This window comes from Fibrobacter sp. UWB11 (assembly GCF_900143015.1).
Classification (GTDB): Bacteria; Fibrobacterota; Fibrobacteria; order Fibrobacterales; family Fibrobacteraceae; genus Fibrobacter.
Genome location: NZ_FSRT01000001.1, coordinates 1,460,760 through 1,486,062, shown reverse-complemented (window position 1 = coordinate 1,486,062; position 25,303 = coordinate 1,460,760). Strand labels below are relative to the sequence as shown.

General features: G+C 47.5%; 22 protein-coding genes and 1 pseudogene. 15 read left to right on the top strand and 8 right to left on the bottom strand.

What is annotated here, in order from left to right:
• Positions 1-12: 12 nt before the first annotated feature.
• On the top strand, positions 13-996 hold the full coding sequence (locus BUQ91_RS06240) for a GNAT family N-acetyltransferase (RefSeq protein WP_074208549.1): 984 nt from the start codon (positions 13-15) through the stop codon (positions 994-996).
• Here the strand turns inward: BUQ91_RS06240 and BUQ91_RS06235 are convergent.
• Positions 980-1,408, bottom strand: coding sequence for a sugar 3,4-ketoisomerase (locus tag BUQ91_RS06235; RefSeq protein WP_074208548.1), 429 nt, complete (start codon positions 1,406-1,408; stop codon positions 980-982). The two genes, BUQ91_RS06240 and BUQ91_RS06235, sit on opposite strands and share 17 nt — an antisense overlap.
• Positions 1,409-1,468: 60 nt before the next feature.
• Positions 1,469-1,912 carry a zinc ribbon domain-containing protein gene (locus BUQ91_RS06230; RefSeq protein ID WP_072830488.1) on the bottom strand — a complete coding sequence of 148 codons (444 nt, stop codon included), beginning with the start codon at positions 1,910-1,912 and terminating at the stop codon, positions 1,469-1,471.
• 659 nt (positions 1,913-2,571) lie between these two features.
• Between BUQ91_RS06230 and BUQ91_RS06225 the strand changes: the two genes are divergently transcribed.
• Positions 2,572-4,581: a putative bifunctional diguanylate cyclase/phosphodiesterase gene (locus BUQ91_RS06225; RefSeq protein ID WP_072830490.1), complete on the top strand. Its 2,010-nt coding sequence runs from the start codon at positions 2,572-2,574 to the stop codon at positions 4,579-4,581.
• A 57-nt stretch (positions 4,582-4,638) separates the two neighbouring features.
• Here BUQ91_RS06225 and BUQ91_RS06220 read toward each other — a convergent pair whose 3' ends face one another.
• Positions 4,639-5,478, bottom strand: coding sequence for a TatD family hydrolase (locus tag BUQ91_RS06220; protein WP_074208547.1), 840 nt, complete (start codon positions 5,476-5,478; stop codon positions 4,639-4,641).
• A gap of 143 nt (positions 5,479-5,621) precedes the next feature.
• A complete protein-coding gene (greA, locus tag BUQ91_RS06215) occupies positions 5,622-6,089 on the bottom strand; it encodes a transcription elongation factor GreA (protein WP_074208546.1) in 468 nt (155 codons plus the stop codon).
• A gap of 111 nt (positions 6,090-6,200) precedes the next feature.
• On the opposite strand from greA, the gene BUQ91_RS06210 reads away from it, so the two are divergent.
• The 7 genes and pseudogenes from BUQ91_RS06210 (at position 6,201) to BUQ91_RS06185 (ending at position 12,720) form a co-directional block, all read left to right on the top strand.
• The gene (locus tag BUQ91_RS06210) at positions 6,201-7,259 is read left to right on the top strand and encodes a fibrobacter succinogenes major paralogous domain-containing protein (RefSeq protein ID WP_074208545.1); all 1,059 of its coding nucleotides are present in this window, start codon (positions 6,201-6,203) and stop codon (positions 7,257-7,259) included.
• 120 nt (positions 7,260-7,379) lie between these two features.
• Positions 7,380-7,865 (top strand): annotated as a pseudogene (locus BUQ91_RS16040) (DUF2062 domain-containing protein); the annotation flags it as partial.
• 99 nt (positions 7,866-7,964) lie between these two features.
• Positions 7,965-9,209 (top strand): DUF1015 domain-containing protein, encoded by a 1,245-nt coding sequence (locus BUQ91_RS06205; protein WP_348536624.1) that lies wholly within the window; start codon positions 7,965-7,967, stop codon positions 9,207-9,209.
• 214 nt (positions 9,210-9,423) lie between these two features.
• The gene (locus BUQ91_RS06200; RefSeq protein WP_074208940.1) at positions 9,424-10,407 is read left to right on the top strand and encodes a diaminopimelate dehydrogenase; all 984 of its coding nucleotides are present in this window, start codon (positions 9,424-9,426) and stop codon (positions 10,405-10,407) included.
• 278 nt (positions 10,408-10,685) lie between these two features.
• Positions 10,686-11,354: a hypothetical protein gene (locus BUQ91_RS06195; RefSeq protein ID WP_074208543.1), complete on the top strand. Its 669-nt coding sequence runs from the start codon at positions 10,686-10,688 to the stop codon at positions 11,352-11,354.
• 107 nt (positions 11,355-11,461) lie between these two features.
• Entirely contained in the window at positions 11,462-11,959 is a 498-nt protein-coding gene (locus BUQ91_RS06190) for a hypothetical protein (RefSeq protein ID WP_175566610.1), read from the top strand.
• Positions 11,956-12,720: a hypothetical protein gene (locus BUQ91_RS06185; RefSeq protein WP_175566609.1), complete on the top strand. Its 765-nt coding sequence runs from the start codon at positions 11,956-11,958 to the stop codon at positions 12,718-12,720. Before BUQ91_RS06190 ends, BUQ91_RS06185 begins: the two co-directional genes overlap by 4 nt.
• 17 nt (positions 12,721-12,737) lie before the next feature.
• On the opposite strand, the gene BUQ91_RS06180 is transcribed toward BUQ91_RS06185, so the two are convergent.
• Both BUQ91_RS06180 and dnaA read right to left on the bottom strand, forming a co-directional pair.
• On the bottom strand, positions 12,738-13,886 hold the full coding sequence (locus tag BUQ91_RS06180) for a tyrosine-protein phosphatase (RefSeq protein WP_074208540.1): 1,149 nt from the start codon (positions 13,884-13,886) through the stop codon (positions 12,738-12,740).
• Positions 13,887-13,913: 27 nt separating this feature from the next.
• Positions 13,914-15,239, bottom strand: coding sequence for a chromosomal replication initiator protein DnaA (gene dnaA / locus BUQ91_RS06175; RefSeq protein ID WP_074208539.1), 1,326 nt, complete (start codon positions 15,237-15,239; stop codon positions 13,914-13,916).
• A gap of 305 nt (positions 15,240-15,544) precedes the next feature.
• Between dnaA and BUQ91_RS06170 the strand changes: the two genes are divergently transcribed.
• From BUQ91_RS06170 to BUQ91_RS06145, 6 genes are all read left to right on the top strand, one after another.
• Positions 15,545-16,021 (top strand): hypothetical protein, encoded by a 477-nt coding sequence (locus tag BUQ91_RS06170; RefSeq protein ID WP_254842260.1) that lies wholly within the window; start codon positions 15,545-15,547, stop codon positions 16,019-16,021.
• Positions 16,022-16,112: 91 nt separating this feature from the next.
• On the top strand, positions 16,113-17,195 hold the full coding sequence (locus BUQ91_RS06165) for a squalene/phytoene synthase family protein (protein WP_074208538.1): 1,083 nt from the start codon (positions 16,113-16,115) through the stop codon (positions 17,193-17,195).
• Between the two features lies 1 nt (position 17,196).
• On the top strand, positions 17,197-17,781 hold the full coding sequence (gene lspA / locus BUQ91_RS06160) for a signal peptidase II (protein ID WP_074208537.1): 585 nt from the start codon (positions 17,197-17,199) through the stop codon (positions 17,779-17,781).
• A gap of 154 nt (positions 17,782-17,935) precedes the next feature.
• Complete coding sequence (locus BUQ91_RS06155; RefSeq protein WP_074208536.1) at positions 17,936-19,213, top strand: RluA family pseudouridine synthase; 1,278 nt, start codon at positions 17,936-17,938, stop codon at positions 19,211-19,213.
• A gap of 143 nt (positions 19,214-19,356) precedes the next feature.
• Positions 19,357-20,784, top strand: a complete 1,428-nt coding sequence (gene murC / locus BUQ91_RS06150) for a UDP-N-acetylmuramate--L-alanine ligase (RefSeq protein WP_074208535.1) — start codon at positions 19,357-19,359, stop codon at positions 20,782-20,784.
• Positions 20,785-20,905: 121 nt separating this feature from the next.
• A complete protein-coding gene (locus BUQ91_RS06145; protein WP_074208534.1) occupies positions 20,906-22,162 on the top strand; it encodes an amidohydrolase in 1,257 nt (418 codons plus the stop codon).
• Between the two features lie 5 nt (positions 22,163-22,167).
• On the opposite strand, the gene BUQ91_RS06140 is transcribed toward BUQ91_RS06145, so the two are convergent.
• The gene (locus BUQ91_RS06140; RefSeq protein WP_074208533.1) at positions 22,168-23,607 is read right to left on the bottom strand and encodes a GAF domain-containing protein; all 1,440 of its coding nucleotides are present in this window, start codon (positions 23,605-23,607) and stop codon (positions 22,168-22,170) included.
• A complete protein-coding gene (locus BUQ91_RS06135) occupies positions 23,600-25,264 on the bottom strand; it encodes a TolC family protein (protein ID WP_175566608.1) in 1,665 nt (554 codons plus the stop codon). Before BUQ91_RS06135 ends, BUQ91_RS06140 begins: the two co-directional genes overlap by 8 nt.
• Positions 25,265-25,303 lie beyond the last annotated feature (39 nt).

Here is a 25,303-nt window from a genome sequence, read left to right as displayed (position 1 = left end):
GCCGGAGGTGATATGTACGAAATTTTGCCTTATAGCCCTGAACTAGACCAGCGATTTGACCATTTCGTGGAATCGGAATCGGTGAATGGCACCTTTTTGCAGACAAGGCGTTTTTTGAACTATCATCCCGCTGGCCGTTTTGACGATGCCAGTTTTGCACTTCAAAAAAGTGGAACTATAGTTGCGTATTTTCCGGGCGTTGTCAAGGACGGCACGTTTGTTTCGCATGCGGGCTCGACATTTGGCGGCCCCATTATTTCAAAATCGTATTACACGGGCGCGAGGCTTTTTGAAATCCTTCAAGAAGCGGATCAGTACCTAACGGCCAATTTTAAGCACGTCACGTTAAAGATAACGCCGCCGCTTTTTGCCGAAGAAAGCCCGGACTTGCTCGAATACGTTTTGGAACATTTAGGCTACACGCGCCATACAGAGCTCAGTAGCCAAACTTCGCTTTCGAAAGGTGTCGATCCGTTTGAAAATTGCAACCGCAACCAAAGACGTCTTTGGAATTACGCGCAAAAGTTTATCGATGCGCTCCCGGAATCTGAAAAGTGGGAATATCGCGCTATCGAAAGTGACGAAGACATAAGGACGTTCCACAAGTTCCTTGTGATTTCAAAAGAAAAGCATAATACCAAACCGGTGCATTCCGCTGAAGAACTCATTGACCTTAAAAAGCGAATTCCGCAAAATTTGCGCTTTAGAGGCTTGTTCTTCAAAGGCCGTTATGTTTGCGGCATGATGCAATTCATTTTCGATAGAACTCATGTCTTGCATGATCAATACATTTCACCGGATGAAAGTTTCAGCGAGTTCCATCATACCACGCCCATGAACCTCTTTGCTTTGCGCGAAGCGGCTGAAGAAGGCTTTGAACATTTTTCATGGGGTATTTCGACCGAAAATGGAGGAAACTTCTTGAACGAAGATTTGCTCCATTACAAGGAATCTTTCGGCGCAACCGCTTGCGTGAACGCTAGATACGAGAAGTAGCTTCTTTCACAAAATCCTCATACTCATAGATGTAATCGGATTTGTCGTAGTGCTCGGAAGCGAGTACCATGCAAACTGCACCCGAAGAGAAATTCTCGATTTCGCGCCAGTGCATTGTTGGAATGTAAAGTCCGTGGTATGAACGATTTAGCGAATACTTGGAACGCGTCTTGCCATCGTCTAGAATCACGTCAAAACTGCCACTTGCGGCAATTATTAGCTGGCGGAGTTTACGGTGGGCGTGGCCCCCGCGGGTTGTTCCCCCCGGAACGTCGTACAGGTAATACAACCGCTTGATATCAAAAGGAATCAGCTCGCCGCCTTCGACAACGCTCAAGTTGCCACGTTGGTCGTGGGCGATGGGGATATCAATTAAACGCGGTTTTTTAAGCTGTTCTTCGTTCCATTCCATGTCCTTAATATAACAAAACCATCTCAAAATGAGATGGCTTGAGCAAAAAAGAAACTGTAATTATCTCCAATGCTTCAGTTGCGAAAGGTGCGAATCGAAGAATTTTCGGCGTTCTGCATCGGGTGTGTTTTCGGGGTTCGGCATGTGCGATAGTAGAAAATCGAGCAGTGAATCTTTGCTGGTGTAAGCGAATTTGCCTCCATCATAGCACCATTTGCAGTAATCTTCGTTGAAACTGCCGTCCGTTTCGCGGCTAATCATCGCATCATCACCGAGCGGCATACCGCAGCATTGGCAAAAGAGCTGGCGTGGTGCACCGAGCAACGTGTTGATTGAAACGTTGAATTCCTTCGATAAAACCTTGAGCATTTCGGTGTTCGGCTGCGTTTCGCCGGTTTCCCAGCGGCTAACGGCCTGACGAGTCACGTGAATGCGTTCTGCCATCTGATCTTGCGTGAGGTTGTGTTTTTCGCGAATATTCTTCAAAATATCTTGAGTCGTCATTGATTCTCCTTTGTTCGATTACGGAGTCAAATATACCAACGCGCTATCGTGAAATCAAGAAACAGGCTGTTGCTTTCTGTAAAAAAGGTAAGGATGGATTATATCTTTTTTGGCATTCTGCTTGTTACAATGTGAACATTTTTTTATAATAAAAATGTAACGATTAGTTTAATGAAAACTGAAATTTACGAAACAATGTGTTCCACTTGAGTTTTTCTTTGATTATGTTCTGGTATTGCTTCGACTGGAAATCAGACGGAAAAAAGAGTGTGGAAATTTTAAAAAGTGAAAAAAAGTGTCTCGGAGTGGTGAGCCTCTGAAACTTTTTTACATATGTAAATTTTGTGACGTGAATCACAAATCCGCGTAGTTATTGGTTCTAAACGTATTTTGTTGTTATTTTATTTAGATTTTTACAACACAAAAATATCAATTTCTAAAAAATTTTTACTTTCTGTTTTTTTTAGACTATATTCAAATACAGGAATTGGGGGCACTTGCGATATTGGCTATGCAAGTGTCCTTGTCGTTTAACACACTACCTATTCCAACTTGGAATACTAGAAATTGGAGTAAACAAATCATTACTAAATTCTTTCGCATTGTTCTATTTGTAAATATTCTACTTATTTTAGGTGTAAATAAAAGATTGGGTTGACATGAGATTATTTGATGAACATGTGGTATTGCGCTTTGCGCTGTTGTTGGCGTGTTTCCTGTTTGCAGAATCTATCCCGGATATTCTGAATTTTGCTGAACACGCGTATAATTTTATACCATACTTCTTGGCGATTGTTTTTTTAGCGTATGTCGCCCTATTTTACAAATTCCCAGTAGATAGCAACAAAATGCGAAATGATGTCGATATTCCAGAACCTAAGGTTGTGGAACCGATTCGCGATCTTAAAAAGGATCTTCTTGAAAAAGATGAAATGTTCCAGATGATGATTGATGTGTCGTCGGATGGTTTTTGGACGTTTGATGTGGCGTCGGGGAAGGTCTACTGGTCGAATCGCATCGCAAAGTTGCTTGCTTCCGAAAGTACGACACTCGAAGATTCTTTTGAACCGTTGAAGAAGCGCGTGATTGAAAGTGATTGGAACGCTTTCCGCGAACAGCTGAATGCCGCTTTACAGAACTCTGGAACATTCTCTTGCAATTTGACTTTGCTTGATGCATCTAAGAAAAATGCAAAACTTGTGATTAGCGGACGTGTCCAGTGCAGTGACTTGGGTCGCCCGATTCGCGTTATTGGTTCTTTGAAGGAAGCCGTGGATAGCAAGTCTGCAGAACGCGAACGTTATAATTACGTGTACCAAGATGCGCTTACTGGCGTTTTCAACCGCAAGTATTTCCTTGAAAAGTTAAAGATGGATGTCGATATTGCGGCCAAGCGTCCGGACTATGTTTTTGCAGTTGCGCTTTTGGATATCGATAGCTTTGGTGCCATCAATGCATCTTATTCCATCAATATTGGCGATAATGTGCTCCGTACGATTGCAGATCGCCTAAAATCTATTGCACGCCCGGATGATTGCGTTGCACGTATTGGACCGGACGTTTTTGCGGTTATCTTGCACAATATCCAGAGCCGCGACCCGAATGACGATTTGATACCTCTTGTTCGTAATATTCATAATAAAGTAAAGTCTCCAATTCTTTTGGAAGGCAAGGATCTTTATATTAGCGTTTCGATGTCAATCGTTATAAATCAGGATGTTGATTGTGTCGAAGATATCCTCGCTAATGCAAATGCAAGCCTTCGCGATATGAAGAAAGGCATTAACCACGGCGGAATCCAGTTCTTTAGCGGTGGTATTCGCGAAAAGGCGATGAAGCTTTATAAGCTCGAATTCGAAATTCGCAGAGCTATTCAGGCTCAAGAATTTGTTCTTATGTACCAGCCGATTGTTGATATTCAGGCGGGTAACAGGATCGTGGGATTCGAAGCCCTTGTGCGTTGGAACCAGTCCGAACGTGGTATTATTTCTCCTGCTGAATTTATCCCGATTGCCGAAGAAACAGGCCTTATTGTGCCGATGGGTGCCCTTATTTTGCGCATGGCTTGCCGCCAGACAAAGCAATGGGTCGATATGGGATTCAAGGATATTCAAGTGGCGGTGAACTTCTCGGCAAAGCAGTTCTCGATGGACTCCATGGTTGATGATGTGCGCCGTGTGCTGACGGAGACGAACTTGAATCCGCGCAACTTGAAGCTTGAAATTACTGAATATACGGCGATGTGCGAAGCGGACAAGACGATTGAAATTATGCGAGCCCTTTCGAATATGGGCATCCAGATTTCGATTGACGACTTTGGAACGGGTTACAGTTCACTTTCGTACTTGAAGCGTTATCCGGTGCATACGCTCAAGATGGACAAGTACTTTGTGGATCATGTGGCTGATAACGAAGAAGATGCATCGTTTGCTCGCATGGTGATTGGTATTGCAAAGTCCTTGAACTTGGACCTCATTGCAGAAGGTGTTGAAACCAAGGAACAGTTGGACTTCCTTTATCGTGAAGGATGCCACTTGATTCAGGGATTTTACTTTAGTAAGCCGCTTAATACGGATATGGCGCTAGAGTATATGCATGAACATTACAATGCCCCGATTATGGGCTCGACGTTCGAAACTGAAACAGAAGCTAAAGGCGTTAAGGCCTAAGTGCTAATCATGTCATGCCGGCCACCGAGCCGGCATCGCCTTCTTGTTAAAGGCTATTTAAATTCCATAGCATTTTTTCGTGTTTTCACGACTGTGATGGTAGAGTTCTTCTACCGTCACGTTTTTTATTTCGGCGAGCTTGTCGGCGATAAAGGGGATGTAGCCGGAGTGGCAGGGCTTGCCGCGGAAGGGGACGGGCGCCATGTAAGGGGCGTCGGTCTCCAAAAGCATCTGGTCGAGCGGTACGAGCGCTGCTGCGTCTCGGACATTTTGCGCGTTGTTGAACGTGACGATTCCCGTGAATCCGACGAAGATGTTTGCGTCTAGCTGAAGGAGCTGTTCGACGAATTCGGGCGTGCCTGTAAAGCAATGAACGTGAACGTTGCGGTTGTGGAGGCTCGCGGTGTGGAGCACGGCGAGGGCGTCTTCATCGGCTTCGCGGAGGTGGAGTACTAGAGGCTTGCCGCTTTCGATACCAAGTTGCAAATGGCGTTCAAAGAGTTTGACTTGTGCGGCCTTTGTCTCGGCGCCGTAATGGTAATCGAGACCGAATTCTCCGCAGGCAACACATTTGGGGTGCTGCAAAAATTCCATCATTCGTGCTTCGTCTTCGGTGGTCTCTGTTTCGACGTATTCGGGATGGATGCCGTAAGCGGTGTAGACGAATGGATATTTTTCGCTGAGTTCGCGGGCGCGGTCGAAGTCTGCTGGGTCGCAGGCAACGTGAATGAATGCTTCTGGCTGTGCTATTTTGGATGCGGCCGCTTTTTCTTTAGCGGAACTGCGTTCGGTTGTGAAACTGGCAGTTTGGAAACGCTCTAAAAGTGCGTCAAAGGATTCGCCCGCATGGCGCTCGTAAGAATCAATATGACAATGAGTATCGATGAAGTTGGTCATTGGTTGTTAGTCAATAGTCTTTAGTTGAATTATTTTGAAAATTAGCTGGCTTAAATATTTAGATTATGGTCAATCGCTATTTGTTTTGGATTAGAAAACGCACCTTTGGTGCCTAACTTAAACTATTGACCAATGACTAATAACTAGTAACTAACCTCTAATATCTCGTAAACGATCTTTCCGCGGGGGGCTTGGACTTCGACGGTGTCGCCGGCTTTTTTGCCTTGCAGGGCTTCGCCGATGGGGGACTTCATGCTGATGCGGCCCTGGAGCGGGTCGATTTCCTTGTCTCCGACGATGCTGTAAACCTTTTCGCGCTTGGTCTTCTTGTCAATCATCTTGACTGTGGCGCCAAAGCGGATGGAACCGTCCTTGGTGGCGGCGTTTTCGACAATCTGTGCGCCATCCAAAATGCGGTCGAGTTCACGCAAGCGGCGGTCAATTTCGCGCACGCGCATACGCCCGTACGTGTAGGCGGCGTTTTCGCTGCGGTCGCCTTCGGCAGCGGCGGCTTGCACCTGGTTGATCATTGCCGGGCGTTCAACGTATTTGAGATGTTCCCATTCTGCCTTGAATTTTTCAAAGCCTTCTTTCGAAATCAAGTGTTTCATGGAATGAAATTTAGAAATTTAACGGATGCTGATGACACCGGAACAAGGCTACTCTAATAGAATCAAATAAATTATATTTGAAAGAAAAGATCTTTTGCATAAGGGGAGCCTATGTCGTTGATGAAAACTTTGTGTGATGGAAAAAAGTCGTTGCGAGGAAGCGTTGCTGTTGCTGCAATCTCTAGTGCGCTCTTGCTTGCGGCTTGTGGCGGTACTAGCGCTCCAAGTGACAATGGATTATCTGATTCCGAAGATATTCAGAGTTCTTCTAGTAGCCCAAAAGTTGAATCATCGTCCAGCGTCATTCTGAATGGCGATAGCCTCGAAGAATCCAGCAGCGCCCTTTCGTCGTCATCCTGGAGTTCCGAAGGAACGATAGGATCCTGTAGTTCCAGTGAAAAAGAGCCTTCTAGCAGTTCATCAGTAGAATTGAACTGTTCGGCTCTTTTGGAAGGCGAAACGGGCTGGAGTTGGAATGTTCCTAAAGAATGTCGCTTCAATCCGGATATTGCCTATGGCACCATGATTGACTCCCGCGACGGACAAACCTACAAGACCGTAAAGATAGGTGACCAGACCTGGATGGCCGAAAACTTGAACTTTGATCCAGGGCAGGGTGGTTCTGGCGATACTAAATATGATTGGTCCTGGTGCTACAATGATGAACCTAAAAACTGTGCCGTGGCGGGGCGTCTTTATTCTTGGGCGGCGGCCATTGATTCGGTGAAACTTGCAACTGATGCCGACAACCCACAGGACTGCGGTTATGGCAAGGAATGCGGCCTCGCTTTGCGCGGCACAACGATCTTAGTTCAGGGTATTTGCCCTGAAGGCTGGCACCTGCCGACGCGTGCTGAATGGAACACTTTGTTTACAGCAGTGGGTGAAGAATCAACTGCTGGCAAGTTCCTCAAGTCGCAGACTGGTTGGTATAATCGTGGTAATGGAACAGATGCGTATGGCTTTTCTGCGCTTCCTGTCGGCAGCAGGAAAGTCGATGGCGACAACGTCGAATTCTTAAACGATGGTGGCTACGCCGGATTCTGGAGTGCCTCGCAGCTCGCTGCCAACGTCGCCTACCGCATGTACTTGAGCTACGGTAGCGATTATGCGACCCTGAGCTACGACCACCCGAACAACGGGTTTTCTGTGCGTTGTCTGAAGGATTAGCCGGGGCTGCAATCAGGGGGAGTCTTCCCCCTTTTGTAGAACAAAGGCTTTACTCTCGTCTCTAGTCTTTAGTCTCTCGTCTATATTTACTATCTTTGGCTCGGTTATTTAAGAGGTGATATGGTAAAAAGAAAGAGGACGACAGAACCCAAATACAAGCGATTGAGCCGCATCTACTATAACAGGATGTTCCCTCGCAGGCAAGATGCGATTCAGGTAGCATGGTCTGTCGCGGCGGGTGTCTTTATTGGCATTTGGCCGACGATTGGTGTCGCCATTATTTTGACGGTTGCGTTCTGTGCCTTGTTCCGTCTTCCGAAGGTGCCGGGGATTGTCTCGTCGTTTGTGGCAAACCCGCTGACTCAGTTCGGATTTTTCTACCCGACGGGTTATATGCTCGGGTGCAAGATTGTCCATCCCGAGGCGATTAAGTTTGATTTTCTTGAAGAATTCCAGGGGCTTTCGTTCAAGAATTTTACGACAGTGATTGGACATTTGTGGAATGATGCTGCAGACCACCTGTTGGCGTTCATGATTGGCATTACAATTGTCGCGGCTATTGGCGGCGCCATCTTCTTTTTTCTAGCTTATTTCATCGTAAGTTACAGGAAGAAAAAATGGATTGCGGCAAAGACGGGTTATATCCATAACTTGATTGCCGAAGATGAAGTTTTAATCAAAGAAGCACACAAAGGAAAGAAACCTATGATGCACATTTATCCGTTCAAGGCTTTGCGTCCGGTGAACCCGGCTGAAGCTGAGACTATCTCTGCGCTCCCTTACGACGTGATGAATCGCGCCGAAGCCAAGGCTATGGCTGAGGGCCTTCCGCACTCCTACTTGCGCGTGACACGTGCCGAACTTGAACTTCCGGATTCTGTCGATGCTTACGATCCGAAGGTTTATGCCCACGCTCGTGAAAATCTCGACAAGATGATCGAAGACGGCGTGATCGCTTTCGACCCGAAGCCGTGCCTCTACGTTTATCGCCAGACGATGAACGGTCGCGAACAGTACGGTCTTGTGTGCTGCGTTCCGGCTGCCGACTACTTCAACGGCACCATCAAGAAGCACGAACTTACCCGCGCTGACAAGGAAGAAGACCGTTTGCGCCATGTGCTCGCCACGAACGCCAATACGGGTCCGGTGTTCCTCACTTACCGCGACAACGGCCAGTTCGATATCTTCGGTGCAGTGACCAAGCGCAAGCCTGTTTACGACTTCGTGAGCAAGGGCGACGGCTTTGGCCACACGGTTTGGGTCATCGACGATGATGCTGAAATCGAAGCTATCCGCAAGTCCTTCGAAGAAATTCCGGTAAGCTACATTGCTGACGGTCACCACCGCAGTGCTGCTGGTGCTCGCGCTGCCAGCTACCGCGCCGAACAGAATCCGAAGAACACGGGCAACGAAGAATACAACCGTTACCTCGCTATCCTCTTCCCGAGCACTCAGCTCAAGATTTTGGACTACAATCGCGTGCTTAAGGACTTGAACGGCCGCACGCCGGAACAGCTCATGGAAGAAATGAAGCTTGTGTTCGACATCGAAGAATTGCCGAGCATGCAGAGCCCGAGCAAGCAGAATCAGGTGAACTTCTACATGGGCGGCAAGTGGTATGCTTGCACGTTCAAGGACAAGTTCCTCAAGAACCTTGGCCCGGTCGACAGCCTCGATGTGGCTCTCCTCCAGAAGCTTATCTTGAAGCCGCTCTTCGATATTGACGATCCGCGTACTTCCAAGCGCATCGACTTTGTCGGTGGTATCCGTGGTCTCGGCGAACTTGTAAAGCGCGTCGATAGCGGTGAATGCGCTTGCGCATTTGCAATGTACCCGACCACGCTCGATCAGCTCATGAGCATTGCCGACGCTGGCGAAATCATGCCGCCGAAGAGCACTTGGTTTGAACCGAAGCTCCGCGACGGTCTCTTGGTCCACACGCTCGACTAATTGTTTGTAGGCCGCGCGGCATTGTTGCATGAAAATTGCTGCATTGCTGTACGAAATGCGCGGACTTTCTAACACGAAAATTGGAGAACGCACCCGGCTCGGGTGCGCTTTTTTTTACCTACTAATTTTACATGAATTTCACTGTTTACAGTCTACTTCATACTTCCTACTTTCCTATATTTTCCACGCAAAAATTTTTAACAAGGATTATTTTATGGCAAAGATTGCTATTCTCGGTTACGGTAACCTCGGTCGCGGTGTGGAATGCGCTGTGAAGCAGGCTCCGGATATGGAACTCGTCGCTGTTTTCACTCGTCGCGATCCGTCGACGGTCAAGATCCAGACGGCTGGCGTTCCGGTGTTGAACGTCTCTGAAATGGAAGCATGGAAGGACAAGGTTGACGTGCTCATCATTTGCGGTGGCTCTGCTACGGACCTGCCGGTGCTCACCCCGAAGTATGCTTCTATGTTCAACGTGATCGACTCCTTCGACACGCACGCCAAGATCCCGCAGCACTTCGCTGCTGTTGACGCTGCTGCCAAGGGTGCAAACAAGATTGCTATGATCTCCGTCGGTTGGGACCCGGGTATGTTCAGCTTGAACCGCGTGTATGCTCAGTCTATCCTTCCGGAAGGCAAGGACTACACGTTCTGGGGCAAGGGCGTTTCTCAGGGCCACAGCGACGCTGTCCGCCGCATCAAGGGTGTGAAGAATGCTAAGCAGTACACCTGCCCGGTGGAATCTGCTCTCGAAGCCGTGCGTAGCGGTTCCATGCCGGAACTCACCACTCGCCAGAAGCACACCCGTCTCGTTTACGTGGTTGCCGAAGAAGGTGCTGACAAGGCTTACATCGAAAATGCCATCAAGACGATGCCTAACTACTTCGATGAATACGACACCACGGTCAACTTCATCAGCGAAGAAGAATTCAACAAGAACCACAGCGGCCTCGCTCACGGTGGTTTCGTGATCCGTACCGGCAAGACCGGCATGAACAAGGAACACACGCACGTGATCGAATACAGCCTCAAGCTCGATTCCAACCCGGAATTCACGACGAGCGTTCTTGTGGCTTACGCCCGCGCAGCGCTGCGTATGAAGGCTAACGGCCAGATCGGTTGCAAGACTGTTCTCGACGTTCCGCCTGCATACCTCAGCACCTTGAGCGACGAAGATTTGAGAGCTCATTGCTTGTAATTGGTAGGATTTGTTCCTCTTTGTGTTAAGCAAAGGGGAACTTTTTTTATTTTACGAAGTGTGTTCTTTTTTGACGCTAACAGGAGAAGAAAATTTTGCGTAGATTTTTGAAAAGTTTCATCACAATTGTTGTGCTGTTTATAAGTTGTTCGATTTTCGAATCTTGCGCAATGGTCTTTTCCGTAAGCTCACCGAATCTTACGAAATCCGAGTATAATTTTTTGCGGGTGAGCAATCCTAAATTGGCCCAGTGCTATGCATCGCGATTTAGAGGCGGTATGTTGGCATTGGATATTATGTTCTGGCCGTTTGTTCTTGTAGATGCTATTGGTGGTTATTATACATATTATTCTTATGAGCCAACCTATTGCCCGGCCCCAACGTTTGATGATACAAAACCGACGGTTGATCCTTGGGGCGAACCTGCTGATGTTGCCAGTAACGTTAAGTCTGAAAAAAGTGCAAACAAAAAAATTGAGCAGACTGTAACACCGCAGCCAAAAAAGAAAATATCAACTCGTCCGATTTTTGTTGCCGTTCTTGAATCGGCTTCTGGTGGTGTCCTTAAATATAATGAAGCCCAGTTTATAACAAACGTGTTGAGAGAAGAAGCGGTTAGGGCTTTGTATTCGAAACTGAATGTTACCATTATGACCCGTGAGAACATTATTGAAATGCTCCCGCCGGATAAATCTCTTGAGGAGTGCGAAGGGTCTTGCATTGTTGAAACTGGAAAAAATATCAGTGCCGATTATGTCTCGCAGGCGAGAATCGGAACGTTTGGCAAAAATTTGACAATCTCTGTTGAACTTTATCGAACTTCCAATAACAAGTTGATTGCAAGTTTTAATTCGAAGGCTCGCGATATTGATGCGCTTGAAGAAGATATTCGTGCAAAGGCGGCGGATATGTTCTATGAAGTTATTCGTGAAGAAACTGAAAAGTAATATTTAATGCAACCTTGAAATCGCTTGAGTTGCGATTGTAAAAAGTCTACCGTTAAAATTTTCGGTGGGCTTTTTTCTTTTTATAGTTTATATTTATGAGTATGAGAGTGTCTATAAAATTGTGTTTGCTTACTTACGTGTGGCTTTGTTGCTGCTACATGGCTTGTGATCCTGCGTATGATTATGATTACAATCCTGGGTATGTTAAAGCACTTAAGCCTTCTAGCGTGGATTCGTTAGAAATGCGAGTCTACAGCAATGATTCGCTGATTGCTACCAAATATAGCCGTACCTCTGAAAATGGCGGGGAAGCCAGTTTCTTTTTCGCTGATTATTGCTATGGTAAGGAGCATGCTGGCAAAAGCTTTGATTTTACTATTGCTATTAGTTTTTTCTGCGGTGACAAGAAAGTTGATCTGCCCACATACAAGGTTAAAACAAAGACCGATTCCAGTGGATTTGCGGATGAAGTAAAGTTCTACATAGCTGAATTTGATGAAAGAAAGGTCAGCGGCGATTATTCGCTTGAGACTTTCCTTGCTCCTGAAGATACTGCTTGCGGTAAGTTCGTGGACTATGCCGTCCTCAATGTCAAGGAGGAATGATGAAGCGCATTGCCGTACTGATTTTTTGCTTAGTGGCGTATTCTGCAGCGGGTTTATTTGAAGTTTCGCTGCAAGACCGAAAATTCCTCCAGATTCTTCATCCGTATTTTGAACTTTCCGTTGGTGGAATGTATTCGGTAATGGATTACAAGACCAAATCAAAGACAAACTATTATCATGACTTAGAACGTGATGAAATGGTTTATGACAAGGACCTTTATTACGATATCTATTCTTTTGAAGGGGGCGGTCCTCTGCTTGATTCTAAAATTGGTATCGGTTTTGCAAGACGGGTTGCCTTGTATTTGAACTTTGGCTGTTTTTGGTCTGCCGGTGAACATCGTTATAAGATTTATTCGCGTGATAGTGAAGAATTTTCTGAGAGTGATATAAGGTTTAGAGCTTATTGGGGATTTGGTCTCAAGTGGTATCCCATTATAAACGAACAGAATCCTTTTAATGGCATTTTTATTGGGGCGACATTAAAAGGAGTTCCTCTGTTTGGCAATAAGAAAGCTTGGAACAAATATGGGATGAATTACGGGGATTCAGAAACGTTTGTCGAATTTGATGTTGGAAAACTCTGGAAGGCTTCAGAATGCTTTTGGGTTGGCTTTTCAATAAAGGTGGCGGGTGGCTTTGCTGGTGGTACAGATGAGGTCGATGGATTCCGTGTTGATGCTAACCGTGAACAAAACGATGATGATATCACGCTAAACGGTAAGCATATCGGTGCGGCCGTTACAATTGCTTGGAAATAGACTTTATTTGGATTAATTTACTTTAACTTTTCTTTTAACGCTGAAATTTCTTCTGCCGTCATTCCAAGTCTTTGCAAGTATTTTTCTGTAGCGAAAGCCCAGTCCGCATTGCCTGTGTCGGGAACGTCAATGCCTTCGGCGTGATAGACCGCTCGCAGATTTCTTAGAACAACATCCTTGAAAAAATTGACTTGATCTTCGTTCAAGGCGACTTGCTTGCTATCGAAGACACTGAAGTAATTGGTAAATGTCTTTGCATAGTCAGCCTGAATTTCTTCGGCGGTGGCGCCCATCAGCGCTTCCAGAACTGCAATCGTAAAACCTGTGCGGTCCATGCCGTAGGTGCAATGCACTAAATAGGGTGCTTCATGTTCAATCATGTAGCGGAACCCTGTTGCAAGCCCTTCCTTGAATGGTGTGGAAAAGAATCTTACGGGCATCGATAAAAAGACGGCGTCTTGCGTCGAGTAATAGGTGCTCTCAAAGCCCTTGTAAGATTTGGCGCCATTTTCGGTGTCTGTTAAATTGATAAATGTGGCGATGCCAGCTTCTTTCGCAAGTGAATCGACATAGAGGTAGCGACCGAGCGATAAATTGATGGGACTTGATGAACGGTAGAGTTTGTTTGTTCCCATGCCTGTGGTGCGGACTTCGCGGAAATTTGCAAATTCTTCAATTGAAAGATCCGGGTAGCTTTCTACGTAGGCGGACATGTATTGTGCATGGCGCATGATATCAAGGCCGAATAGATAACCGCCTTTGTCTTTAAGAGTCACGATGACTTCTATGGGTGTTTTTGCATCGGTTATTTTAAGGACGTCTGCGGGTTCGCCGTAATGGATTGCTAGAACTAGGTACTGTGAACCGCTTACGGCTGAAAGCGAAAAGCCTGCGATGGGCACATCGTTGGTTGATTCTACGACAGGCATTTCAAGGGTGTCGTAGCCGATAATTGCTACAGTTACGATATCGCCAATTTCGAATTCGGTCAAGAAGGAATCTGCCGGATAATCGAGATAAAGGTCGGTGGATATGATTCGACCTGTGCTATCGCTTAAAATGGTGGTGTGAAGTCCAGAATTTTCTTCTGCGAAAAAAGCCGGATTCGGCTCGCAACAGGCGATTAAAAACAGTGCGCAGAAAACGATTGCTGTAAAATGTCGCACTGCGCCCTCGCCTTTACATTCTAGATCCTAGTCGTGGATGGTGTTCTTGAGGCTTTCGATCAAGCGTGCAAAACTCGGATCGGTTTCCATCTCTTTCTTGACGCTCTTGATGGCGTGCACGACGGTGGAGTGGTCCTTGCCGCCAAAGCGGGAACCGATGCTCTGCAAGCTGATGGGGGAGAGCTCGCGCATGAGGAACATGGCGACTTGACGTGCCTTCGAAATTTCCTTGGTGCCGCGGCCAGGTTCGATGAGCTTGGTTTCGGGAACTTCGTAGTGCTGCGATACGGCGTGGAGCACGGCGTCAAGGCTTACGCGGCGGCGGAGTGTCGGGGCGATTTCGGTGACGACCTTCTGTGCGATGTTCATGTCGATATCGTGGCTCATGAGGCTCGACTGGAGCGTGAGTTTGATGATGGCGCTTTCGAGGCAGCGCACATTGCTTGCGATGTTTTCAGCGAGGTAACGGATGACTTCGTCGCTGATTTCAAGGTGACGTTCTTCGGCCTTCTTGTGGAGAATTGCTTCGCGCGTTTCGACGTCAGGCGGCTGGATGTCGACCGTTAAACCCCAGGAGAAACGGCTCACGAGGCGGTCGGAGAGGTTCTTGACTTCGGCAGCGGGGGCGTCAGAGGTGAGCACAATCTGCTTGCCAGCCTGATGCAGCGCGTTAAAAATCAAGAAAAATTCGTTTTGCGTTTCGTACTTGCCTGTCCAGTTCTGGATATCATCAATCAAGAGAATGTCCACTTCGTTGCGGTAGAAGTCGGACATTTCCGTGATGCGCTTTTCTTGCAGGCACTTCATGTACTGCTGCGAAAAATCTTCGGACGTGAGGTAAATGACGCGCTTGGTCGGATCTTCTTCGAGAATGTAGTTACCGATGGACTGGAGCAAGTGCGTTTTTCCAAGGCCTGACGAACCATAGATAAATAGCGGGTTGTATTGCGTTCCGTCCGGATTCCTTGCTACAGCGAGTGCTGCGTTGAATGCAAGTTGGGCTTTGTCGCCCGGGACGAAATTTTCGAAACGGAAACTGCCCGAAAGCGGAACGCTCGGCTTGATAAATTCGCGGAAAGAATTTTCCGAAGCGCTAACTTGCGGCTGGTACACGTCTTGCGGCTGGAATTCGAATTCTACAGGAGCTTCGTCGTGCGAAACATCTTTCCATGCGAGACGGATGAGATCCTTGTAAGCGGCATAGACTTTGACATCAAGTCCGGGAGGCACAGCGATGACGGCGTGCCCTGGGGTCTGGCTTACGAGCTTGGTCTGTGCAAAATATGTCTTGAATACCGTATCCGACAGCATTCCATGGAGGTAGTTCAAGCATCTTTCCCATTCAACCTGCATTCTTCAATCCTCATCCGATTAATAAATAATCTATCAACAACTAGGCGTAATAATTTAGCTAATTCTTCGGGATGTTGATAGATAGATTGAGAAATAAACCTAAAAATTTTCTTACTTATTTGTAAACGAAAATTAACGTAGAGTATCGGGCTTTTAAGGCCTTACGCAAAGCCTTGAAAATTCGCAAAATTTCTATTTTTTCTACGATGGAATTGAATACTCTTGTGGATTATTGCTTTTGGACCCCCGTTTTTCTTTGGGTTGGGCTCCATTTTTGGTTTAGGAATGTCTCGTACACTGTATTTATGAAAAAACAGTTGAATCGGGGTGAAAAATGGGCATACGTTTTGGAAGGTTATGTCAAGCATCCGGGACGTGTGAATTTTTTGCGTTTTTTTGATGTGGTCTTTACTCTTGTGGCCTCGGTGGCGACGGCTGTGGCTGTCGTGTGGTCTTTGCAAAAGTTTGGACTTGGACGCAATTCTTATTATGGATTTTTGTCGTTGATTCTTTTTGTTTGGGCTGCGCATTTGATGAAACGCAGGACTGAAGTTAAGGTTACGGACTTGTTCCAGTCGGCGTTTTATTTGGAGTATCGCTGGGTGAACTACGAAATTCAGCGCAAGGGAATTCCGATGTCGGAAGAAAATGTGCGGGATCGCGCTGGTTTAAGCTTTGCGCATAAGCTCCGCAATGCTGAGGATCATCACCGTTTTTGGCGGTATGTCAAGGCGATGGCTGTGTCCAAGAAAGTTCCCCCGGAAATGTTTGAGGTGTACTAGGTAATAGGTTGTAAGCTGTGTCATCCTGGAGGAAGCGTCGCGACCGATAGGATCCAGTGAAGTTAGATGAGATATTAGTAGGTAGTAGGCTGTGATTGATAAATTGGATTCTTTAGATGTGGGCGAGAAGGTTCTCGAAGGCAAGGCGGCGTGGAAGTTTGCCGAGGATGTCTTGCAGTTGGTGTCGCGTACGTTTGCGTTGAACATCCAGGTTTTGCGCGGCAAGTTGCACCGCAGTATTTTGCTTGCGTACCTTTATTTGCGCATTGCCGATACGGTCGAAGATGACCCGGACATGAAGGCGACTGAAAAGGATCGCGTGCTTGCGCTGTTTGCCGATGTGTTCAAGACGGGCGAACTCGAGACCGAAAAAATCCGTACGTTCGTAGCTGCGCTTCCGGAATCCTGGCATGGCTCCGAAGACCCGAACAAGGATCTTTGCTCGAAGTCCGAAGTTGTGGTGCCGCTTTTGAAGTCGCTTCCTAAGAACTACCAGAAGCCGGTTTGCGATGTTGTGATTGAAATGTGCGGTGGCATGGCGAAGTTTGCGCTCCGTCAGGAAGCTGCGCTTTCGGCGGGCTGGTTCACGCTTGCGAACGTGGGCGAACTTGACGAATACTGCTACTATGTTGCAGGCATTGTCGGTAAGCTTTTGACCAAGCTATTCTCGGCGGACACGTGCTTTATCAATGCGGAACGCGAGGCGGAACTTTCGAAGCTTGATGTGAGCTTTGGGCTTGCTTTGCAAGTTACGAACATCGTGAAGGACTGCGTCGAAGATTCTGGACGCCGCGTGTGCTTTATTCCTGAAGAAATTTGCAAGCGTCATGGCTTTGCTCACCCGAGTGAACTGTTTGCTACAGGTGCTGACGCTCAAAAATGCGGCGCGGTGCTTGCGGAACTTGTCGAAAAGGCTTGGCATCATTTGGACGATGCAATTGCCTACACGAAACTCATCCCGAACATCAAAATGCGCACGAGGCTCTTCTGCCTTTGGCCGCTCTTTATGGCTGCAGAGAACTTGAGTTTGATTGGGGATGGTGTGTCGGTGTTCTCTTCGGACAAGAAGGTAAAAATCACTCGCGATACCGTGAAGCGGATTGTGAAGGAAACGTCGATGCACTTCTATTCGGACAAGTGGATTGATGAAGCTTATAAGAAAATCAAAGGATAATATGGAAAAGTTTTATAATAAGTGGCCGTTCCATGTAGCGGTGATTGTTTTTAGCATTGTTGCAGACCAGTTGACGAAGTTGTGGGCGGTGTCGCGTTTTACCGACGAAGCTGGGAATTTTACGTACGAGAAAATTCCTGTGATTGGTAACTTGGTGCGTTTCCAGCTTGTGTACAACAATGGCGCTGCGTTCAGTAGCCGTCCGCAAGACTTGATGCCGTTCTTGCCGCCTTGGCTGTTCTTTTTGTTGATTTCGATTATTGCAGCTGTGGCGCTGGTTTGGTTCTACAAGTCCATCGACAAGCGCGATTATTTGAGCCGTTTGGGCGTGGTGATGATTCTCGGCGGTGCTGTCGGAAACTTCATTGACCGCATGCGTATGCAGATGGTTGTGGACTTTATCGACTGCGATATTCCGGATATTCATATCATGGACTTTAACATGGTGCGATTCCCGACGTTCAACGTGGCGGACTCGTTCGTGACTGTTGGCGTTGCTCTTGTGATTTTGTCTCCCGTGATCTTGCGTAAGCTGCATAAGCAAATTAAGGAAGAAAAAGACGCGGAGAAGGAAGCTAAGACTTAGTCAATAGTTATTGGTCAATGGTCATTAGTTTTTTAAGCTTGATTATTCAACTAATAACTAATGACTAACTACTAATGACCTTTTAAAACGCGGTATATCTCAAAATTTAATCGCCAATCCCTAACCCCTATAACCCAACCCCTAAACCCTACCAATGAATTACATCGTAGAAGAAAAGCATAATGGTGAACGTATCGACAAGTTCCTTGTCGGCGTTATGGAAAATGTCTCCCGCACAGACGTGCAGAAGCTGATTGAAGCGGGCGAAGTCAAGGTCGGCGGTGGTAAAGTATCCAAGAACTTCCGCGTAGAAACGGGGATGGCGGTTGTCGTTGAAAAGATGATCGAGAAGGAATCTTCGACGCTTGAACCCGAAGATATTCCGCTGAACATCGTTTACGAAGATGATGATATCGTGGTCATCAACAAGCCGCGCAATTTGGTGGTGCATCCGGGTAATGGCGTGAGCAAGGGAACGCTTGCTGCAGCTCTCTTGTACCACTTCAAGGAAAATCTTTCGACCGTGAACGGTCCGCTCCGTCCGGGGATTGTCCACCGTTTGGATAAGGATACGCCGGGGCTTATGGTGGTCGCGAAAAACGATGCCGCTCATAGGCATTTGGCGCACCAGCTTGAAACGCGCACGCTCCATCGCACGTATAATGCGCTTGTATGGGGTTGCCCGCGTGACCTCGAAGGAACGATTGACGCTCCGATTGGCCGCAACCCGAAGAACCGTCTCAAGATGGCGGTGGTGAAGGGCGGTAAGGAAAGCCGTACGCATTATGTGGCGAAGCAGTTCTTTGCGATTGCAACGCTATTGGAATTGCAGCTGGAATCTGGCCGTACGCACCAGATTCGCGTGCATAGCCGTTACACGGGCCATCCGGTTGTAGGCGATCCGCTTTACGATGGTCGCGACGAAAGCTTGAACCGCGTGCCGCCTCTGATGAAGCCGGTGGCTGAGAAAGTACTTGAAATTGCTCCGGCGCAGCTTTTGCAGGCCGTGAAAATTGAACTCATCCATCCGCGCACGAACAAGAAGCTCACGTTCAAGGTTCCGATGGAAGAACCGTTTGCAAATGTGCTCAAGCTCTTGAAGAAGGAATGTCCGGCATCGGCGCCTGTGTATGACGAAGAAGAAGGCTTCCGCGATTTCGATGCGCAGATTCGCTTTGACGAAGATGAAGAATTTGACGAATACGCAGAACCGCTTGAAATCTCTCCGGATGAAGCCGCTCCGGTGAAGGAGCGCAAGACACGCGCCCAGCGCCTTGCTGAAAAGGCTCAGACAGCTGCAAAGCGCCGTGCCGTTGCTGCCGAACGCAAGCTCATCAAGCAGATGAAGGCTGCACGCCGCAAGGGAATCGCCCCGGAAGATTTCGTGGAACCTGGTTACGAACCTACAATCGATCCGGAACTGTTGGAATAAATGAAAAACGTGTCATTCTGAGCGGAGCGTAGCGGAGTCGAAGAATCTATGAAAATGTGTATGGACTCTATCGCATCTTCGATGCTCCAGAGTGACGGCTTTTGATGTATGACTAAAAACCAATGACTAATAACTATTGACCAATGACTAATTCTTACTTCTTTATCGGTGTTGCGGGCGTGGGCATGAGTGCCATCGCGCAGTATTTGGTGGGCAAGGGCGTTGCTGTAAGCGGTAGCGACCGTCAGTTCGGCGAGTTCCTGAACGGAAATGCCGAGAAACCGCTTGTCATGAGCCAACTCGAAGATTGCGGAATCAAGTGCTTTGCGCAGGATGGTTCCGGCGTTGTCGAAGGTCTTACCGCAGTCGTGGTGAGCACCGCTATCGAAGATACGAATCCCGATTTGAAGCGAGCCAAGGAACTTGGCGTTCCGGTGATGCACCGCAGTGAAATGCTCGCAAAGATTTCCAAGGAAGCGCGCACGATTGCCATTAGCGGCACAAGCGGAAAGTCGACGGTGACCGCAATGGTTTACCACATTTTGGAATACGCTGGTCTCCAACCGTCTGTGATGACGGGGGCTGGTCTCGTGAATTTGCAAGCTCAGGGCAAGATTGGTAACGCTGTGAGTGGCAAGGGTGAATGGCTTGTTGCCGAAGTCGATGAAAGTGATGGAACACTTGTTCGCTATGAACCGGAAATCGGTGTCATTTTGAATATCGACAAAGACCATAAGGAAATCTCTGAACTCGAACAAATTTTCCTCAAGTTCAGCCAGAACGTTTTGAGCGCAGGGCACATCCTGATTGTGAACGATGCGCATCCGCTTGCAAAGAAGTTCAGCGCAGGCCGTGAATTTGATTTTGGCTATGAAAGCTATGTAAGCGTTCAGGGAATTGATTTTAAGTCGGTTGGAACGCATATCCAGTTCCGCGTGCGCCATGGCAATGAACTTGTGAAGTTCGAAATTCCGCTGCCGGGCAAGCACAATATGGAAAATGCTTTGGCGGCTACTGCCGCTGCGCTCCGTGCGGGCGTTTCGCTCCACACATGTGCCGATGCGCTTTCGACTTTCCCGGGCGTGTTCCGCCGTCACCAAATTCTTGGAACGTTCAATGGCGTAACGCTTGTCGATGACTTTGCTCACAATCCGGCAAAAATTGCCGCAAGCATCAAGAGCGCCCAAGACTTTACCGTAGGCCGCGTGATTGCTTGGTTCCAGCCGCACGGCTTTGGTCCGACGCGATTCTTGCGCAAGGACTTGGTTGACTTTATTGCAAATACGCTTCGCCCGATGGACATGGATTTTGACCGCAAGAACGATGTGATGTTCTTCAGCGAAATCTATTATGCTGGCGGAACGGTCACGCGTGACATTAGCGCAGGCGACCTCGCGGATGACTTGATTCTCAAGGGTTGTGAGGCTATTTACATTGCTGACCGCAACGAGTGTGCCAAGAAAATGCTAGAATATGCAGAGCCGGGTGACACGATTTTGCTGATGGGGGCAAGAGACCCGAGCTTGCAGGATTTCGCAAAATCTGTGAAAAAACTTCTCGAAGAACGCTAAGTAAACTTTGTTAGTATGGATCCCGTCGCAATTGTATAACGAAAAATAATGGTTTCTATCGGCACTTCGTGCCTCCAGAATGACAGGGCGTGGCAAATTGTAAAATTAGGGGAAAATTGTAATGGACAAAAAGACTGTTTTAAAAAATGTTTTTTTTGATGGCGCAAAGCGCGACATCTTGATTGTCGGTAATCTCTTTGAAAAGGTCACGCGTCCGCTGGAACCTGCTGATTACGAAGACGCTGAAATTGTTGATTGTTCGCATTTTGCAATTATGCCCGCGTTCTATAACGGCCATACGCATGCGGCGATGAGCTTGTTGCGCGGTTTTGCTGACGACATGGAACTCGGCAAGTGGCTCAACGAATACATTTGGCCGACAGAAGCGAAACTCACGGATGAGGATATTGCAATTGGTAGCCGCTTGGCGATTCTCGAAATGATCAAGTCGGGAACGGTTTTCTTTGCGGACATGTATTGGCATCGCGAACAAACGGTCCGTGTTGTCGAAGAAATGGGAATCCGTGCGGCTATTGGCGTTACGTTTGCGGAACCGCTGATGTCGCCAGAAGCTTGGGCGGCGAATGTCAATTTCTTGAAGAATCACACGGGCGAATCGGAACGTGTGCAGCTTGTGGTAATGCCGCATGCAATTTACACGGTGGGCGAGGAGAAAACTGCGGAACTCATTGAACTTGCTCATGCCGAGAATTACAAGATCCATACGCATTTGTCCGAAACGATGACCGAAATTAAGAATTGCATGGAACAGTTCGGCTGTACTCCTGTGGAATTTTGGAAGCGCTTGGGCGGCTTGAATTCGAATTTCTCGGCGGCTCACTGCACGCATTTCACGGCTTCTGACCGCAAGATTTTTGCGGAATCAGGTGCAACCGCAATTCTGAATCCGTGTTCCAACATGAAGTTGAATAGCGGCATTCCGCAGGTTGCCGAAATGCTCAAAGACGGCATGAAGCTTGGTCTTGGCACGGATGGCGATTCGTCGAACAACAATCTCGACATGCAAGAAGAAATGAAGACCATTGCACTCCTCGCGAAGTATCTTGGAACTGCAGAAACGCTCCCTGCCGAAGAAGCTCTCAAGATGGCTACCTGCAATGTCGCGCAGTTCTTTGGAATCAATGCAGGCCGCATTGCTGAAGGCTATCTCGCGGATTGCTTGCTGATTGACTTGAACAACGAGCGCATGGTGCCGTGCTACAATGTATATAGCAACTGGGTCTATTCCGCAAATTCAAGCGCTATCGATTCTGTGATGTGCAACGGCAAGTTCGTGATGCGTGGCCGCCATGTGAATGGGGAAGAAGAAATCCTCCGCGATGCCCGCGAATGTACGGCACGACTAGCGAAAGCGTAAATTTCTTACCACCAAAGCTTGAGTCGCAAATAGTCGATTGCTTGGTGCGATAGAATCCACCAAAGTGTTTTTTTGCCGGCGTAGATTTTAGAAATGCCTGTCATGCCAGGGCGGAACCAACTTGGAACCTTGTTTACAAATTCTCCGCGCACGGGGAAGGTGTTTTCTTGATCCTTGACGGTTGCGGTCGGGCTGATTCGCTCCGTTTTGAATCGGTAAACGAAATCCGGGCGGCTCTTGATGGCTAGCAGGCCTTCGCCATCGCTTGGAATATTTCCGATTTCAAGTTCACTTACGTCCGATTCTACGTAGATGTTTTCGATGGATGCCATCTGGAACAGTTCTGCACCTTGATTGACCGGAGCACCTATTTTCTTTTGCAAGTCGCCTTCGACAATGATGGCGCTATCGGCGGTGGCGCGGACAATTGCCTTGGAAAGTTTGTAACGAACAGTTTTGAGTTTTGCAAGAGTCTGTGCGAGTCTTGCCTGTTGGATGCGCATCTCGGCGAGTTCGCGGCTTGCCTGGGCCTTTTGGATTTCTCGACGATTGTCTTGCTCTTGGGCGAGCAAGTCGGCTTCTTCGAGCTTGAGCTCTTCTTGATCAAGTCGGAGAATTTCTTGACCTTTGTATACGACATCACCCGGCTTTACGTAGACGCTGTCGATGTAACCATCGAATGGGGCTGTCAAGTAAATTATTTTATCGGTTTTTAAAATAGCAGGGGAGCTTACTTTGTATTCGAGCGGGTATAGTGTAGCGAAAAGAACAAAGGCAATCCCGATAATCGAGAAAAATTTTGCCCATGTATGTTCGTACCCTAAAAGTTTGCCGAGCCCCTTTCGCATGCTGCGTGCCATTCTTGCACCAAACCAGCTGCTTTTGCTATAAAGCTCCATAAGCCTTGCGCTACAGAGGCTTGCTGCCAAATGAATCTGCGTTGCATTATCATCGGTAAATGGGACGCCTTTTCGTTCGCAAGTAATAATACCAATAATATCGTCACCGTGGCGAACCGGTACAGAAAGCATATAGGGGGCATTGTATGTCTGGCTGTATGCTTCGTGCATGCGCGTGGCAAGCAGGTTGTTTTCGGGGGGCGGGTAGAGTATCGATGCGTCTTGCTCGTAGGCTTCTTCCATGGCGCCTTCGAGGTCGCGCACGATTTGCATCTTTTTCTCGAAATGGTCTGTGTGGCTTATTGCCTTGAGGACAATGTAATCGTGCTTTAGCCAACCGATGCTTACTCGTTCTGCTCTATTGCGGTCGGCAATTTCGCTGACGAGTGTGAGTGCAGCTTGCTTGAATTTATCTTTTTCTAAAACTTTTTGGACTATGTCAAATACAGTCGTCAACTGGTCGTTTTTTGTGTTTGACGACTTTAGCGCGTATTGCAGAGCGGTAACGATTTCGCTCGGATCCATTTTAAATTTAGCGTTAGTCATGGAGCAGTTCCTTGCGAAGCGTAATTTTCCCGTCTTTCCAAGATTCAAAACCGTTTTGCATCAGTAGTTTGCCTGTAGCGCGGACAAGACGGATGTCTATGACTCGTAAAAGTTTCATACATTCAAGGTGGCGCTGTTGTGCCTGACGGAGATCGTCTTCCATGTCGAAAATAAGGTGATAGTTACTTTTGCCGAGTTCCATTTTTTTGAACTCTTCTTTGAGTTCCTTTTCATGGTAGGCGACTGCTGTTTTGCTCAGTTGCCATTGGTTACGGAGCTCTGTTGCTCTTTGCTGTAGTATGCGGTATTCTTCGTAAAGTTGGTTCTGTATGAGTGCTAGCCTAGAACGTGCAGCGCGAACGCTTGCTTTGTTCGATGCGATTTGGTGGCGCTCATCAAGATTTGCAAATAAGGGCACGTCAATTTCGATGCCGTATGCAAATACGCTTTGCCTGTTGTTCTTGTTTTTGAACTTGCTGCGGGCGACTTCTGCATTTTTGTCGCGGCTGCGGATGCCGTAATTTCCGATGAGGTCGACAGAGGGTAAAAAGTTATTCTTGCTTTTGTCCAACGCTGTTGTGCGTAAATCGACTTCGGCGTGTTGTGCAAGGTAAGAGGGGTGTAGAATGCTGATGGAATCGATAAACGTCAAAGAATCGAGAATGGCTGTTGAATCCAGCTCTAGATTTGGCGTAATGGCGATGGGGCGTGGGTCCCTTACCAATTCTTGTGAAGATAAAATCAATAACAAAGCGAGCCTTGCATTGCGCAATTTGTCCAAAGCATCAAGGCGAGCGCTTTCGCGGTCGGAATATTCTGCAACGGCTTTTTGGTAATCAAGCTGAGAAAGCATTCCCAATTCATAGCGTTTGCGGGCATCTTCTACAATTTCTTTGGCGACAGCCGAAGATTTTTCTGCAAAGAGCAATGTCTGTTGCGAAAAATAAAATTCCCAGTATGTTTCGCAGAACTTTTCAAGAATCCCGCTTAAAGTTTCGCGGTATTTCTGGAGCGCTAGCTCCTTTTGAATTTTTGCAGCACGTTGATTGTTGAACGATGCATAAAATAATGGGCCGCCCTTCAGCACATGCTGCCTGAGTTCTCCGCCAAAATAAAGTTCCGAAGTGTACTCGCTGTGCGTGTAACTCGTCTGGTTAAAACCGATGTTGTATTCGGTTCCGGTTGGGGCTTTGCCTTGAACGCCAACCTTGTATTCATTGCGGGTTTCAGAAAATAGCGTGTTGGGGGCGTCGCCTTTTTCGCTGAAAGCGCGTGCAGTCAAGTGCGGCTCGAATTCGCCGTAGCTTCCGGTGGCAGCTTCGCTTTGGGCAATCCAATTGTATTTTGCTTCTTGAATGTCGATGTTGTTGGCGATGATGATGTCGATGGCTTCGCTAAAGTCGATGAAAAGCGAATCGTTCGACAAAAGGGCCGCATTTTCTTGCTGTAAAGTTTCTTCAATTTGCTCGGAATCCTGTTGCTGTAATGGCTGCGATTCCAAGGTCTCTTCTGCCTGTGCTATTGGCTCTTGCGGTGGTTGCGCAATCGAATCTGGAATTTGATCGATAGAGTCCAAAACCTGCGGCATCTGGGTTTGTTGTATCGAATCCAGAATTTCCGTTGAATCTTGTGCTTGCGCAAAAACGGTAAAAAACACAAAGAACAGTATGGCGAAAAACGGCCTTACTGATTGCGA